Origin of the sequence: Clostridium manihotivorum (assembly GCF_004015185.1) — a bacterium.
Lineage (GTDB): Bacteria > Bacillota > Clostridia > Clostridiales > Clostridiaceae > Clostridium_AR > Clostridium_AR manihotivorum.
Window position 1 is genome coordinate 2,118,101 of the sequence record NZ_CP025746.1, and the last position, 16,655, is coordinate 2,134,755.

The 16,655-nt window shown below is 31.8% G+C and carries 11 protein-coding genes, 1 pseudogene and 1 riboswitch; of the genes and pseudogenes, 8 read left to right on the top strand and 4 right to left on the bottom strand.

Going from position 1 to position 16,655, the window contains the following annotated elements; translation table 11 throughout:
- The first annotated feature begins 268 nt into the window (after positions 1-268).
- From C1I91_RS09435 to C1I91_RS09450, 4 genes are all read left to right on the top strand, one after another.
- Positions 269-1,264: a DUF4003 family protein gene (locus tag C1I91_RS09435; protein WP_238475950.1), complete on the top strand. Its 996-nt coding sequence runs from the start codon at positions 269-271 to the stop codon at positions 1,262-1,264.
- Positions 1,265-1,666: 402 nt separating this feature from the next.
- Positions 1,667-3,985, top strand: coding sequence for a VIT and vWA domain-containing protein (locus C1I91_RS09440; RefSeq protein WP_128212648.1), 2,319 nt, complete (start codon positions 1,667-1,669; stop codon positions 3,983-3,985).
- Positions 3,986-4,187: 202 nt separating this feature from the next.
- Positions 4,188-5,048 (top strand): DegV family protein, encoded by an 861-nt coding sequence (locus C1I91_RS09445; protein WP_128212649.1) that lies wholly within the window; start codon positions 4,188-4,190, stop codon positions 5,046-5,048.
- 623 nt (positions 5,049-5,671) lie between these two features.
- On the top strand, positions 5,672-7,402 hold the full coding sequence (locus C1I91_RS09450) for a ferredoxin hydrogenase (protein WP_128212650.1): 1,731 nt from the start codon (positions 5,672-5,674) through the stop codon (positions 7,400-7,402).
- Between the two features lie 145 nt (positions 7,403-7,547).
- Here the strand turns inward: C1I91_RS09450 and dusA are convergent, their stop codons facing one another.
- Together dusA and C1I91_RS09460 are read right to left on the bottom strand one after the other, a co-directional pair.
- Positions 7,548-8,573: a tRNA dihydrouridine(20/20a) synthase DusA gene (dusA, locus tag C1I91_RS09455; protein WP_128212651.1), complete on the bottom strand. Its 1,026-nt coding sequence runs from the start codon at positions 8,571-8,573 to the stop codon at positions 7,548-7,550.
- Positions 8,574-8,802: 229 nt separating this feature from the next.
- Entirely contained in the window at positions 8,803-10,179 is a 1,377-nt protein-coding gene (locus C1I91_RS09460) for a deoxyribodipyrimidine photo-lyase (RefSeq protein WP_128212652.1), read from the bottom strand.
- A gap of 322 nt (positions 10,180-10,501) precedes the next feature.
- A riboswitch (Lysine riboswitch) is annotated at positions 10,502-10,674 on the top strand.
- Between the two features lie 149 nt (positions 10,675-10,823).
- On the opposite strand from C1I91_RS09460, the pseudogene C1I91_RS09465 reads away from it, so the two are divergent.
- From C1I91_RS09465 to ltrA, 3 genes and pseudogenes are all read left to right on the top strand, one after another.
- Positions 10,824-11,141, top strand: a pseudogene (locus C1I91_RS09465) (amino acid kinase family protein); the annotation flags it as partial.
- A 27-nt stretch (positions 11,142-11,168) separates the two neighbouring features.
- Positions 11,169-11,264, top strand: coding sequence for a hypothetical protein (locus C1I91_RS29725; protein WP_420808467.1), 96 nt, complete (start codon positions 11,169-11,171; stop codon positions 11,262-11,264).
- A 468-nt stretch (positions 11,265-11,732) separates the two neighbouring features.
- Entirely contained in the window at positions 11,733-13,142 is a 1,410-nt protein-coding gene (ltrA, locus tag C1I91_RS09475) for a group II intron reverse transcriptase/maturase (protein WP_205694297.1), read from the top strand.
- Between the two features lie 127 nt (positions 13,143-13,269).
- Here the strand turns inward: ltrA and C1I91_RS09480 are convergent, their stop codons facing one another.
- Both C1I91_RS09480 and C1I91_RS09485 read right to left on the bottom strand, forming a co-directional pair.
- Positions 13,270-13,950 (bottom strand): DUF554 domain-containing protein, encoded by a 681-nt coding sequence (locus C1I91_RS09480; RefSeq protein WP_128212654.1) that lies wholly within the window; start codon positions 13,948-13,950, stop codon positions 13,270-13,272.
- Between the two features lie 70 nt (positions 13,951-14,020).
- A complete protein-coding gene (locus tag C1I91_RS09485) occupies positions 14,021-15,133 on the bottom strand; it encodes a M20 metallopeptidase family protein (protein WP_128212655.1) in 1,113 nt (370 codons plus the stop codon).
- A gap of 199 nt (positions 15,134-15,332) precedes the next feature.
- Here C1I91_RS09485 and C1I91_RS09490 point away from each other — a divergent pair, with 199 nt between their 5' ends.
- Positions 15,333-16,598 (top strand): DL-endopeptidase inhibitor IseA family protein, encoded by a 1,266-nt coding sequence (locus C1I91_RS09490; protein ID WP_128212656.1) that lies wholly within the window; start codon positions 15,333-15,335, stop codon positions 16,596-16,598.
- Positions 16,599-16,655 lie beyond the last annotated feature (57 nt).

The following is a 16,655-nucleotide window of genomic DNA, read 5'->3' on the forward strand; positions in this document are numbered from 1 at the left end:
TATTTACCTACATAAGGAATAAAATAAATTTTATTAATGTATAGATTAAGATGTACACTGTTTTAAACTCATTACATCTAAAAAAATCAAAGAATCCTATTAGTACCCTTATATAACATCTCTTATGTGACCACTTAATTCTGACAATATTATTAAATATAGACATAAAAAATAAATATTCATTGATAAAAGCTATTTACAAAATATTGAATATATATTATTATAATATATAAAGAGTTAATTAATACTGTATTATATGGAGGTAAATATGAATTCGTTGATAGCAGATAGAGCTCATTTGATGGTGGATAATTTTCATAAATTAAAATCAGCTTTTAGGTGGGATTCTCATTTAATTAAACATTTTGTGGCCATGTCTCATGCCATTTCTAATAGAAAAGTTGATATACAAAATCTATCAAATATAAAGAACTATATAAAAGGACATTCAAGCTGGACTTCTTATTTCAGAGGAACAAATGAACTTTTATTAGTAAACTTATTAAGTTCACAGGTGGATTACCAAGAAACTTTTAACAATATTAAAGATATATATGAACTTATGAAGAAAAATGGCTTTACTAGAGGGCCGTATTTACCAATGGCGGCTTACACATTAGCAACTAAGTTGGAAAGATCTCAGTGGGATGAAGGAATAAAAAGAATGATGGACTTTTATAATGGTATGAAGAAAAATCATTTTTGGTTAACTTCCCAGGATGATTACGTGTATTCTGCTGTACTTGCCACTTCTAACCTAGAGGTTGAAGAAACCATGGATAAAGTTGAAAAATACTATAGTATATTAAATAAAAATGGTTTTTATAAAGGAAATGACTTACAGACACTATCTCATATTTTGGCTCTAAGTGATGGAGAGATAGAAGTTAATTGCAATAGAGCTGTCTCTTTGTATAACAAGCTAAAGGAGAATAAATGCAGACTACAACACAATGCATTGTCAACTATAGGGCTTCTTGTATTGCTGCCTCAGGATGTAGATGTACTGGTATCAGAAATCAAAGAAGTTTATGAATATATACATTCCGTAGATGGCTATGGTTTCTGGAGTTTAGACGGTTCTACTAGAACTATACTATCTTCAAATATTGTATCTAGCTATTATATAGATAGTATTAAAGATGGAATAACAGATGTTGCTTTGAGCAATAGTCTGGTTGCTATATTAATAGCTCAGGAACAAGCTGCTATATCAGCAGCTTGTATAGCAGCAGTAAGTGCCTCTGCTGCATCAAGCAGTTAAAATCATGATTTTAGAAATCAATATGGCAAATAACCCATACTTCAGACACTGAGAAAAAGTAGTTTCAATATTTTAAGTAGAATATATTTAATAAAATAAATCAATAAAGGGGTATAGATAAAAAAACTATGCTCCTTATTTTTTATTCTTTAGAAATTATATTTTTATATAAAGTTATGTTATTGATTTGAACCTAATGCAAATTTAATATTTTCAGCTGTATAAGGAATTTATTCTAAATATTTTGATTAAACTACTATTTTAGAATATTAAAAAAACTCTTTACAATTTAAGAGATTAGAAATAAAATTTAAAAAAGGCTAGAAAAATATGGTGAGATTATAAAAGTAGAAAATATTTCATATATAGCAATAACAGAAGAATATAGGAGGAAAGTAATTTATGAGCGTAAAGGATGTAAAACTGGAGAGATTGAGTATTAATGGACATATATGCGGTGAGTTTGTAGAGTTTACCCTTTCTGAATCATTTAAAAATAATACTGGCAAAACAATAGATGGTGAATATGTTTTTCCTATGCCTGAAACTGCTGTGCTTACAGGTCTTGAGATAAGATTAGGGGATAGAACTTTGGAATCAGTAGTTGAAGGCAAAGAGGATGTAGAAAATATATTTAGTGAGGAATCTTTTGATGGACTAAACCCTCTAAAGCTAGAAAGTTATGAAAATAATTTATATAAGCTAACTATAAAGGACATATTGCCAAGCGAATTAGTGAAGATAAAGGTATCTTATATGGATCATATGATTTATGAGGATGATGGATATAGATTAACACTTCCTAAGATAATAAATGATGATGTTATGCCAAATAAATTTTACTTCAGTATAATAGTGAAGTCTATGGTTGAAATGGTAATTGAATCACCATCTCATAAGATAGACATAGAAAGAGAAGATGAAACTTTATGTAAAATAACCTTGGAAGATACAGAGGTTTTAGATAGAGATTTTGTACTTGATCTTACGGAAAAGCATCCAATAGAAGCAAGCGGAATGTATTATACCATCGATGAGGAAAAAGAGGAATCTATATTGTATTTAAACATACTACCAAAACTTGATGAAGAGATTAATGATCAGGGGAATAATTATACGTTTATATTAGATAAATCAAATTCTATGATGGGAGAAAAACTAGAGCAAGGGAAAAATGCTTTACAGCTTTGCTTAAGGAATTTAGATGATACTGATACCTTTAATATAATAGCTTTCGATGAGGAGATAATAATTTTCTCTGAAAAAGGAAAAGTACCTTATACGCAAGAGAATCTAAGAAAAGCAAGTGAATTTATCAATTCACTTCAACCAAGCAGTGAAGAAGAGAATCTTATGGAAGCCTTAAAAATTGCACTTGAAGAGAAAAATAATGAAGGGATTTCTACAATATTGCTATTCACTGATGACAATGTTGAAGACGAAGAAGAAGATCAAATACTGGATTATGTTAAGAATAATATTGGAGATAACAGAATATTCCCTTTTGGAATGGATACATCGGTAAACAGTTATTTCATTAATAAGATTGCTGAATATGGATATGGTAAACCAGAATTTATATATTATGATGAAAAAATCGAAGATATGGTGGTAAGGCAATTCAGCAGGATAAATAGTCCACAAATAGATGTTTTAAAGATTGACTGGGCAAACCTAGACGTTTTAAGGACCTATCCAAGAAGTATAGAGTATCTATATGATAGAGAGCAATTTTCTATATTTGCTCTTGTAAAAGGGTCTCTGGAAGGTAATATAAGTATAATGGGAAAGGTTGGAGATGAGGATTATAAGGTAACTATAAATATGGATTCCTTCGACTTAGAAGAGAATGTAGATCTTATAAGAAGAGCTTGGGGGAGAATGAGAATTGAATCCATAAGTGAAAGAATGAGAGGAGAAAGAGGAGAAGTAGCTGAGTCTATGAAAAACAAGATAATAGAGATTTCCAAGGAACATAAGATACTAAGTGAAGAAACTGAGTTACTTATGGTTGAAGGCTTCCAAGATCCAGTTTTAGGAGCTACAATTAAGAAGGCTGTTCCATTAATAGTAGATGAAGAAGCGCTGAAAGATCTTGGTAGTGGGTATTTTATAGATTCACCTCGTTTCTTATATGATGCTTCAAAGAAGGCCAATAAAAAGAAGTCAGAAATAGATAGTACTAAGTTAGTTAGTAGAGAAGAGCTTTTGAGAATAATTGCAAGAAATCAATTTGCAGAAGGATCTTTTGATAACTCAGAAGAAAGTACTTTATATGATAGGGTTGAAAATACTTGCTTAGCTTTACTATCTTTTGGATTAGGTAAAGAAGATCTGAACTTATATAATAAGCAAATAGATAAAGGGATTAGATATGTGGCAAGGACTCTTACAGATGTGGAAGAGCTTTTAGATGAAAACTTATGTATATTAGCATTATCTACCTTTAAGGCCTTAGGTAAAAAAGGTGTATTAAGAAATAATACAGATCAGGATATAATAGAGGCCATAGAAATAATTAATAATGTAATAAAGTATAATGAGTATACTACTTTAGATGGGCTTACAAAGCTTAATAGATTCGATATTATTACAGAGATAGCAATTAGGACTATAGTTTCCGAGCCTATAGATCAAGAACAGATAATGGATAAGATTAAATATAATGTAAAAGAGAATATAAGAGATATAGCTAGATATGCTATATCAAAATTAATATAGAAAAATAAGAGTTTGCAACGATATATTTTATAAAAGAATTTGAATATATAAATAATTTGTGGAACTAAGGAGTCTTCTGATTAAAAAATCATCTTGAAGGCTCCTTTAGTTTTTACGAAAAAATAATAGCTGCACATATATTTGTATAAATTTATATAAAAGAGTATAATTTAGTCATAGAAACTTGCTGGAGGTATTAATCTTGAGTATAAAAATAATTACAGATAGCACTTCATATATACCTAAGGAACTAATAGAAAAATACGACATTTCTATATGTCCACTAAACGTTATATTTCAAGGACAAAGTTATGATGAGACTACAATGGACAGGACTGCTTTTTATGAAAAAATAATAGTAGCCAGTGATATTCCTACGTCTTCACAGCCTAGCTTAGAGGATTTTTATAAAATATTTGAAAAGCAAGTGGTTGCCAATAATTCAATTGTGGGTATATTCTTGTCCTCTGATATGAGCGGTACATACTCTAGTGCAAATCTTGTAAAAGAAATGATATTGGATAAATATCCTGATGCTAAGATAGAAATAGTTGATTCAAAAACTAATTCTATGCAGATGGGGTATGCAGCACTAGCTGCAGCAAGGGCTGCTGAAGAAGGTAAGACCATAGAAGAAGTTTTAGAAGCAGTAGAAAAAATAAAGGCTAGAAGCAGATTTTTATTTGTGCCTAATACCTTAGATTACCTAAAAAAAGGTGGTAGAATAGGCGGAGCATCAGCTTTAATTGGGGCGTTTTTACAGATACGTCCTATACTAACTGTTGAGGATGGAAAGACTTCGGTTTTTACTAAGGTTAGAACTAGAAAGAAAGCTATTGATGCAATGATAGAGGCTTTTAAAAATGATATCAATAAAAAAGAATTAGGCGAAGTAATAGTTCACCATATAAACTCTGAAGCTGATGGAAAAGAACTGGCTAAAAGGGTAGAGGAAATTGTTAATAGAAAAGTAGAAATAAGTGATATAGGTCCCGTTATAGGTTTGCATGTAGGTCCAGGGACTGTAGGAATAGCGTATTATACTAAGAATCCACTTAGGTAACACCATTTTAAGTTTGTAGTTATCTAATGGAATGCAGTATTTAGGTTCTTTATAGAGTTCCTAACTAAACAATTAATTTATATATGCCTGAAAATCCTAGAACTTGTGATTTTCGAACAAGTATAATTTAAGCTTCGATATAGGAATTCTTTAACCACTTAATTTCTATAGTAATATTAGCACTATCATTATTTTAAAAAGAAGTTGTAAGACTCTCATATTGTATGAGAGTTCTTTTTGTTCTAAGCAAATCAAAAATAATAATCATAGTTAAAAAAATAACAATATAATCTTTTCATAAAATTGGTTTTGCATAGTTTTGACTAGTTATTTAATGAGAAAAGCTTCAATTTTTGAAAATTTTGTTTTTTAAACCAATTGATTTATTAAAAATATAGATATTTTTTTGACAAAAAAGAAAAAATATAAAAAAATATTCATGTAAACGGTTTTAGAAGCGAAAAAAGTTATTTATTTTAAAATATAACATAGGATTTTCTTTAACAATCTGATAAAATATAAATGCACATTATGATTTGGATTTATAGAAGGTAAAAAAGCATGGGCTAAAACCATGCTACAGTAACAGTTATTCAAATAATATTTTAATCAGAGGTGGAAAAATGAAAAATGTAATTTTAAATGGTAATAGCATTCAAGTCAATGAAGATATGACAATTCTAAGACTTGCTAGAGATAACGGTATAGACATATCAACTCTTTGCTTTTTAAAGGATTGTAACGATGTTGGTAATTGTGGAGTATGTGCTGTTGAAATAGAAGGAAGGGACGAGCTTGCAACTTCTTGTAATACATATGTTGAAGATGGAATGGTAATCACAACAGACTCCGAGAAAGTTCAGAATCATATCAAGGAAAGAGTTTCAACTATGCTTGATAGACATGAATTTAAGTGTGGACCTTGTAAAAGAAGAGAAAACTGCGAATTCTTAAAGTTAGTTATAAAAACTAAAGCTAAGGCTTCAAAACCATTTGTAGTTGCAGACAAATCAGAATACGTTGATGACAGAAGTGCTTCACTAGTTATTGACAGAACAAAATGTGTACTATGTGGTAGATGTGTTGCTAAGTGTGAAAAGAAGACAGGAACAAGCTCAATAAAGTTTGTTGAAAAAGATGGACAAAAGGTTATCGGTAATGAAAGCGGAAAATGCTTTGACGATACAAACTGTTTATTATGTGGACAATGTATCATAGCTTGCCCAGTAGATGCTTTGTCAGAAAAACTTCATATTGATAGAGTAAAAGAAGCTTTAAATGATCCAGAAAAACACGTTATAGTTGCTATGGCTCCATCTGTAAGAGCATCTTTAGGTGAATTATTCAACATGGGATTCGGTGTGGATGTAACTGGAAAAGCTTATACAGCTTTAAGAAACTTAGGCTTTGATAAGATATTTGATATTAACTTTGGAGCTGACATGACTATAATGGAAGAAGCTACAGAATTAATTCAAAGAATAGAAGCTAATGGTCCATTCCCAATGTTTACTTCTTGTTGTCCAGGTTGGGTTAGACAAGCAGAGAACTATTATCCAGAAATGCTTGGAAATCTTTCATCAGCTAAGTCACCACAACAAATATTCGGTACAGCAACTAAGACTTACTACCCAGAACTAACTGGTTTAGATCCTAAAAACATATTCACTGTAACTGTTATGCCTTGTACTTCAAAGAAGGCTGAAGCTGATAGACCAGAAATGGAAATCAACGGACTTAGACAAATCGATGCTGTTTTAACTGTAAGAGAAATAGCTAAGATGATAAAAGAAGCTAAGATGAACTTCGCAGCTCTTGAAGATGGTATAGCTGATCCTGCAATGGGAGAATACACTGGTGCTGGTACTATATTTGGAGCAACCGGTGGAGTTATGGAAGCAGCATTAAGAACTGCTAAAGAATTTGTTGAGAAGAAAGAACTAGAAAATGTAGATTATGAAGTAGTAAGAGGCTTAAAGGGAATAAAAGAAGCTACAGTTGAGATTGGCGGAAACAACTACAATGTTGCTGTTATCAATGGAGCTGCTAACCTATTCGACTTCATGAATTCAAACAAGATGAAGGAAAAAGAATATCACTTTATCGAAGTTATGGCTTGTGAAGGTGGTTGCGTAAATGGTGGAGGGCAACCTCACGTTAATGCTGCTACTTTAGAAAAGGTTGATATAAAGGCAGTAAGAGCGTCTGTACTTTACAATCAAGATAAAGATATGAAGAAGAGAAAGTCTCATGAAAATGCTGCATTATTAAAAATGTATGAAACTTACATGGGAACACCAGGTGAAGGAAGAGCTCATAAGTTACTTCATCACAAATATACACCTAAAAAATAGTACTTTAAAGGAGTTTGAGATTTCTCAAACTCCTTTTTACTATACAAGAAATTATAATATTCTTTACTATATAGATATAGAAAACTATATTGCTTAATAACAGCTAAGCTTATTATATAAAAATAGTTTATGGAATAAGCTGAACTTAGATTTCTTTGTCTAAGATATCTTGAGGTAATGAAGATAGGGCTTCTCTAAGAAGTTGGCTTTTACTTCCTCTAGAAGGTGTAGAAATTAATCTCTTCCACTGAGAACTTCCAGGCATATTTTGGAACAATCCTAGTGTATGAGATAAGGCTAAATGTGCATTTTCTCCACTTCTTTCTAAGTTTTCTATGTATGGTATAAAATCTTCTATAATACTTCTTCTAGTCAATGATACGGGATGCTTGTAATCATATAGTGAATCAAATTTAGCCATGAAGACTGGATTTGAGTAAGCTTCTCTTCCTATCATAACGCTGTCAACATGATTTAGATGTTCTTTAATTTGGTCTAAGTCTTTTATACCTCCATTTATTTCTATGTTAGCTTTAGGAGTATCTTCTTTTAATTTATACACTAATTCATAATCCAAAGGAGGAATTTCTCTATTCTCCTTAGGACTTAATCCTTCCAAGATAGCAATTCTAGCATGTATTATATTTCGAACTGGATTTGCCTTATTTATTATATTTATAAACTCTACAAGCTGATCATAATCTTTAAATTCACCATAAGGCATAAAGGGAGAGGTTACTTTAGAACTACTTATACCTATTCTATGTTTAACAGTAATAGGTTTATTAGTAGCACTTTTCATTGCCGAAAGCATTTCAAAAATTAAGTCAGGATAAGCCATTAGGCATGCCCCCATCATGTTTCCTGAAACCCTGTCAGATGGACAACCAGCATTTAAGTTTATTTCATCATAGTCCCAATCCTCAGCAAGTTTTACAGCTTGATAAAGCTCTTCAGGATTTGATGCAGCAATTTGTAGAGCCAAAGGATTTTCTATAGAATCAAAATCCAAAAGTCGTTTTCTGTCACCATTTATTATAGCTTGAGCTGTTATCATTTCAGTATATAGTAAGGTTTTTTTTGTAAGTAATCTGGCAAAAAATCTAAAATGCTTATCAGTCTTATCCACCATTGGCGCAATACTGATCTTATGTTCAAAGGTATTTGGCATTTGTAAGATCTCCTTAGTATTTTATTCTTTGGTCTATAGAAATACTGTTCCATATTGAAATCTATAAAAATGAAGCTTAGCAAATTGTCTTAAGCTTTATTTTGAGTATGGATTTTAGGTGTAGATCTTTAGATCAAAGGAATTTTTAATTTAGTAATATAACTATAGTTATATTCAATTAATAATCATTATATATTAGGAATGAAATATAGACAATATAAGTAGAGTATTAATATTCAAGGTTATCTATATTAGACACATATCTATCAATATCAAATTTTCTTTTTAAACCAGCTGCATTCATATACCTAATCTTGCCGAATATTTCTCTTTCTTTCCAGGGTCTATCATGTTTTCCAAAGCACCATGCAATCCCTGTGTATCCATTGGGGTCGCGACCATCTAAGCTGTATTTATCATTTAAGTAAATCATTATGCTGTAAGCTTTTTCTATATATTTAGTCCATTCTATAATCTTTTTTCCCCAATACATTCTCATATAACCGTGCATCTTTCCTTTTATAACAAGTTCTTTTTGGGCAGCGTTCCAATAGGGATCATGAGTTTCAAAACTCTCTAGTTCTTCTAGGGAATAAATTATAGGTCTAGTATCTTCCTTATGTTGCTCAAGTGAAAGTTTGGCCCAGTTAGGTATTCCTTCATAGCAATCATAGTATTCGTTATAGTAGGAATAATTCATGCTTAACTCCCTACGAATGACTAGTTCCTCAATAAAAGAGCTTTTAGCTTCATTAAAGCCTTGAACTGTGTCGATTTTAAGTAATATGTAAAGTGGCGAAATATTACCAAAGTGGAGATAAGGACTCATATTTGAAAGATAATCCTCAGATGGATCATTCCGTTTATCGTTGAAATGTATCAGTTTATTATGAATAAAATCCTCAAGCATAGCTTTTGCAGAGCTTGGTCCACCTTTATAGAAACCATAATCTTTAACATTTTTATCTATAGGCAAGCTATTCAAAAGACTAGGTATATCATCTAAATCTACTTCTGAAAATTTATCGCTTATTTTAACATTAAAACCTAGTGAACATATTTTAATCCTATTATGAGGAAACTCAAATCTAAATGCATCTAGGTGTCTAAAAATCTTTTTTCGTATGGTTGCAGCAGCATATTCTTCTTTATCTGAAACTAACTCAATAGGGACTATTACATCAGTTTCTATTTCAAGCATTTGACAAGATATATTCATAGAAACATCGGTTCTAAGTTCTCTCTGAAATCTTAAATAACCTCTATCTGTAATTAAAATAGCACAGTCTTTTGCAAGCTCGATAGCTCCTAAGTTAGGCTGGCATTTTAACATTAAAAACTTTATATTTTCACTTAACAATTGCGACTTAATTTCTCTTAGGCCTGTTAACATAAAACTATAATGTCTGAGATTTGCATTAGGATAGTTTGGAGCAAGACCAAAGTATACAACTAAGGGAAGATTAAGTTCGTTAGCTTTCAGAATAGCGTATTCAAGAGCATGATTATATTCAGTTCTTTGACTAGCTTGCATCCAATATAATACGTATTTTCCGTCAGTAATAGGTTTATTATTTAGTGCTTTTATTCTAGAACTTTCTATCATTGAAGACTTCCTTTCTTTAAATACTTTTATATAATTATATTGCAAAAATATATGGTAATAAAGTTAGTTTTAGAATTTCTTCATTAAGTCCATAAAAAGGCAGATGGGCAAAAAATTAATTCTATGGACTTAATTATTAAGCAATAGATATGTATGATAATTTAAGAGTTTATTTTTAGTATGTTTAATCAATATTCCAGGGTATTTTTGTATATTTATTAATAATTTTTGAATATACTAGTATATTAATTGAAAATTAATGGTTGAAAAACTTTATATAATATGTTAGCATTAATTGAACTTAATAATGATTTGTTGATATACCTAGGGTAGAGGTGCTGTATGTTAATAGTACTCATGAGTAACTGGCAAGTGATGATACATGAGAAAAGGAACAGCAGCCGAAGAGAATGTAAAGCAAAATATATTCTCTGGCTATACGTATAAGATATGTATAGTTGTCACTTATATAGTAAGTGGAGAGCTACAAGGTGACACGAGATGCGTATTTACAATTGTATTTTTATGCAGCTAAGGTGTACCTTGGCTGCATTTATTTTTTGCAATTTTAAGGAAATACAGTGAAAAGTATGGCAGCAATAAACCTTGGGGACTTATATTTGAAGGGAAAAGGGGGCTTCTAGTTGAAGACAATAGTACAGAAATATGGTGGGAGTTCAGTTGCTACTTCTGAAAAAATACAAAAGGTAGCAGATGCACTTATTAAAAAGAAAAATGAAGGTAATAATGTGGTTGCTGTAGTATCAGCAATGGGAGACACTACAGATGACTTAATAAATCTAGCAATGGCTGTTAGCTCAAACCCAGATAAAAGAGAGCTTGACGCATTGCTTTCCACAGGAGAAATGATATCATCATCTCTTCTAGCAATGTCTTTAAAAAGTAAAGGGTATGATGCCATAAGCTACACTGCTTACCAGATAGGAATAAAAACTTCTGGAATCTCTGAAGCAAATATAGAAGTTAAGATGATAACAACTTCTGAGATTAGAATTACTTGTGCTATAAAGCAAGAACACAAGATTAAGGCTATTGAAATAGCAGCCAAGCATTTTAATTTATAGTATATGAAAAAATCATGCATAGAGTATATGCATGATTTTTATTTTAGTGTGCCCAGCATGGGCAACAACTTGGCGGTGAAAGTCCGCTGTGGGCTTGGTAGTGGGAACCACTAGCTAAGGGCAAGGGTGTCCATCGTGAGGTGGAATCTGAAGGAAGCCTAAGGCAAAGTCTCGGTCTGAGGGACACGAACTACATATAAGGCTTACTAGGGACGGACGAGTTTGCTAAACAAAACGAAGTCCTACACTATCCCAATTCCTAGGAGTAAATGTAGCAGATATATGAGATGAAGGTTGTTGTTCTTACCTGGGGAGGTCTGATAGATACATCGCTAACAAAGATGAATTTCTAAGCGGTAACCTACATAGCGATATGTAACTGAACTATCAGAAGTCAGCAGAAGTCATAGTAACTCCGCTAATCGCGATAGCGGATGAAGGACTGAACTTTAGGGAGGTTTTTCAAGTTTGAAAGTTTCGCAGAATACTCAAAGATTGCAGAAAACTAAATATTTAGGCTCTAGTGCCCAAGATAGAGTGGAACTCGAAGATAAGCAAAGAGTGCATAGAGAATTCTCGGCAACTCCAAAGGAGAAAATCAGTGGATTTGAATATGGCTCACTAGAAAGGATATTATCCAAGGATAATATGAACTTGGCTCTTAAAAGAGTAATTTCTAATAAAGGTAGCCACGGCGTGGACGGAATGACAGTTTATGAACTTAAACAATTTTTGAAAACAAACTGGATATCTATTAGAGAAAGTATTCTTAATGGTGAGTATAGACCAATGCCAGTTAGAAGAGTAGAAATTCCAAAACCTAATGGTGGAACTAGGCTCTTAGGTATACCTACAGTTTTGGATAGACTTATCCAACAAGCTATTGCTCAAGAATTAAATAGTATTTATGATAGAAGATTCTCTGAAAGTAGCTTTGGCTTCCGCCCTCAAAGAGGAGCTAAAGATGCAATTAAGAAAGCAGAACAGTATATCAATGATGGCTATAGGTGGGTTGTTGATATGGACTTAGAGAAATTCTTTGATAAGGTTAACCATGATATCTTAATGCATAAATTATCAAGAAGCATTAAGGATAAGAGAGTATTATCCCTAATAAGGAAATATCTTCAGTCAGGAATAATGATAAATGGTGTAGTGGTCAGAAATGAAGAAGGAACCCCACAAGGAGGACCGTTGAGTCCACTATTATCTAACATAATGCTAGATGAACTAGATAAAGAGTTAGAAATGAGAGGTCATAAATTTTGTCGCTACATGGACGACTGTAATATCTATGTTAAAAGTGAGAGAGCTGGGAAAAGAGTAATGGAAAATATAACAAATTTCATTGAAGGCAAACTCAAATTGAAGGTGAACAGAGATAAAAGTGCAGTAGATAGACCTTGGAAGAGAAAGTTTCTAGGATTCACGCTAAACCTAATGTTTGGTAAAGCATACTCATCTATATCAAAGCAATCATTAAAGAGATACAAAGATAAAATCAGAGAAGTCCTATCTAGATCAAAACCGATAACTTTGGAACAAAGAATAGAAAAATTGAACCAAATTAATATTGGTTGGATTAACTATTATGGAATAGCCAAATGCAAAGGAATAGTGGAGCATTTAGATATTTGGATAAGGAAAAGATTAAGAATGTGTATATGGAAACAGTGGAAGAAAGTTAGAACTAGATATAAAAACCTTAAGAAGCTGGGACTTGAACACTACGAAGCTATAAAGTTTGCCAATACCCGCAAAGGATACTGGCGAGTAGCAAATAGTGCAATATTAAACACAACTCTTACAAATAAATTCTTCTCGGACTTAGGCTTAAAAAGCCTAACGCATCAATATATTAAAATTCATTCAACTTAAAGAACCGCCGTGTACCAGACCGGTATGCACGGTGGTGTGAGAGGACGCTGAATAAAATAATTATTCAGCTCCTACTCGATTAGTTTTATAAGGTTATAGCATATAAATAATGATTATTGTGACTATTTTAAGAAAAAATACTATAAATGATTGGTACAATTATTGCAGGAAGCAGGTTTGCAACCTTTATTTTAGTTATACCAAGCATATTAAAACTTAAACCTATTATTAATAAACTCCCTACAGCGGTCATATTACTAATTACTGCTGTAGTCAAGGCACCTTGAAGCAAGCTTGCTAGCATAGTTATAGAACCTTGATATATTAGCACTGCAAAAGCTGATAAAACAACACCGATACCTAATGAAGATGCAAAAACTATAGCTGAAATTCCGTCTAAAATAGATTTGTTGAACAGAACCGTATGATTACCTTGAAGTCCACTCTGTAATGAGCCAACTATAGCCATTGCACCAACACAGAATAATAAAGATGAAGTTACAAATCCTTCAGCAATAGGTGAATTTTTTGTAAGCTTATTAAATTTTTTTTCAACGAAGACACCAAAGCGATTTAATAGATTATCAATATCTACAAGTTCACCAATTAATGCACCAGCTGCTATAGATATTATTATTAATAATGGATTGTCTCCTTTTAAAGTTCCAGAAATCCCAATATACAACACACATAGCGCAAGACCATTCATGATTGTTTTGCTTATTTTTTCAGGTATTCCCCCTTTTAATAGCAATCCTAACACACTTCCAGCAATTATAGCCCCGAAATTAACTAAAGTACCTAGCAAGACTTTTCCCCCTAACGTATTCGATAAAATAAAATGTTTTTAAGAATAATACCACTTTAGCCTTGCAGTATTATGAGTTTATTACATAGTTTACTAAAGTGTAGATACCGTAATATAAAGCTTCTAAGGAGCCATCAAAATCTGGTGAGTGAAGTGGCAATTCTCCTTTTTCTCCATCTGATATGCCTAATCTAAAATGTACTGATGGAACTTCCTCACAGTAAAATGAGAAATCTTCAGCAGTGAAGGTTTTTTCTAATGGCCTTACATGGCTTTCTCCTAGAAGATTCTTTGTTATAGCAACAAATTTTTCTGTAAGGTCTTTATCGCTTATAACAGGTGGATAATAAACATTATAATGTGTTGCTACTGTACAGTTATGCTTTTTTGCTATAACTTCAGCTTCTGATAAAAGTTGTTCTTGAAGCTTTTTCTTAAAGTTCATATCAAAAGTTCTTACAGTACCTTTAACTACTGCTTGTTCAGATATAACATTACCAACAGTACCACACTGTAGAGTAGTGAAGGTAAGTATATGTGGATTAAGAGGATTGTTTTCTATTTTTGTTTTTATAGTCATTGTATTAATAAAATCCATCGCAGGATATAAAGGGTTTATGCATACATAAGGCATTGCTGCGTGTCCGCCTTTACCCTTAAAAGTTATTATAAAATCATCTACTGAAGCCATTGATGGACCAGGAGATACTTCTATAGTTCCAACTGGAACACTAGGCCAAACGTGGAAACCTATCATCTCTGTTACTTCAGGATTTTTTAGAACTCCTTCTTCAATCATGACTTTTGCTCCGCCTATTGCTTCTTCTGCTGGCTGAAATAAAAACTTTACTGTCTTGTTTATCTCTAGTTTCTTTAAAACAAGAGCAGCCCCTAAAACTGTTGACATATGAAAATCATGTCCACAAGAATGGCGAGGTCCATTTACATTTATAGCATCAATATCGGTTCTTATGCCGATAGCCTTAGAATCATTTCCTAACAACGTAACTACGCCGGTTTTTGCAATTTTTTTAGGTTCATATCCCATAGAGTCTAGTAAAGTCATAAGCAATTTTTGAGTTTTGTACTCTTCAAAAGAAAGCTCTGGTATGGCATGCAGTTTATGCCACATTTCTTTTACTTCATCTATATTTTCATCTATTACTTTTTTTATATAATCCATAAAAACTACCCTCATTTCTCTATAAATTTTTGTGTTTATTATAAGGATATGAAAATAAAAGACTTATGTCAATTAAATAAACTAAACTAATTAAATCCACTTTAAACTGAGATTTATTGCTATGGGAATAAATGTTCTGTTGTGATATAATTTTATAGTTGAAAAAAAGTAAAAGTACAGTAAAGGTAGGAGAGAAAACGTGGCTAAAAAATTTAGTATAATTGTTATTTCAACTTTAGTAATTGCTTTGTTGGTATCAGGATGTAGTAGCACTTCAAATAAAGGCAAGTATACAAAAGAAGAGGTCTTTAAGCAATTAAGTACATTATATGATGAAAAAAAATACTCTGATGCTATATCAAAATATGCTGAATACATCTCATTAGGAGGAAGTGAAAAATTCAGTAAATTAGATGAACTTATGCTTGATTTTGTTAAAGATAAATACTCAAAAGGAAAGAATTGGACAAGCGTTCAAGATATGAATAAAGATGGTTATGCCTTCGGAGATCTTGATGGTGATAAGATACCTGAAATATATAAGTTAGATATTAAAGCTAGCGATGATAATAAAGCAGGTATCAAGATATATAAGTATGAGAAAGATCAGTATAAGGATGTAAGTTCAAAATATGCACCATCAAACAGAATATTCCCGGGTGAATTGGCTGTAAAGAAGATAAATGAAAATACCTATGGACTAATAAGTAATGCTATGGTTTCAAAAGATTCCAATATAGATGTATACATTATGGACAAGGAAAAGCTTTCTAGACTTATCAACAGTACTGTAGCTGGTATGAGTAAATTTGCTCAGGATATAGATGGTGATGGTATAGTTGAAATACCTCAACTAAATAATTCGGACAAATTAAGTTGGTATAAGTTTGATAAAGATTTAAGGGTTTCAGTAGTTAAGGAAGAAAAGATAAAGGTCGCTTCAGAAGTAAAAGCTCAAGATAAGCCTAAGACTGATGATTCAACTAAAAAGCCTGTAGAAGTGAAAAGTAATTCAAGTATTAATGATATAAAGCCACCTAAAGATGAAGAGATACTTAATTTATTTGCCGTTGGAAGAAACTTTGAAGCTAGCAGGTTGCTAGAAGATGGAGATAGTAGTCAAACTATTTCACCAGATGGCATAAGTTATGCTATTATGAAAAATCAAAGTGTAAATATTGATAATGAGATAAAGGCTTTCTCACAATATTTTTCAAAGGACTTTATTAACGGTCATGTGAAAAATTTCTTTAAGGTAATTGATAGCAAAAAGTATGTTCTTTGTGGAGATGGGCTGAATACATTGGAGAAGTTTACAAGAGTTATAGGTAGTACTGAAGATGGTAATAAAATCAATGCTAGAATTGAGTATGTAGATGCTGATGTAACTGATGTTTGTAATGTTGAGCTAGTTTATGAAGATAATAGCTGGAAGATAAATGATGGAAGTCTTCTTATAAAATAGAATGTTTTTAATTTGGCTCTGTTAAAGTACTGTGTTGAAATTAAGTGGTCAGTCATT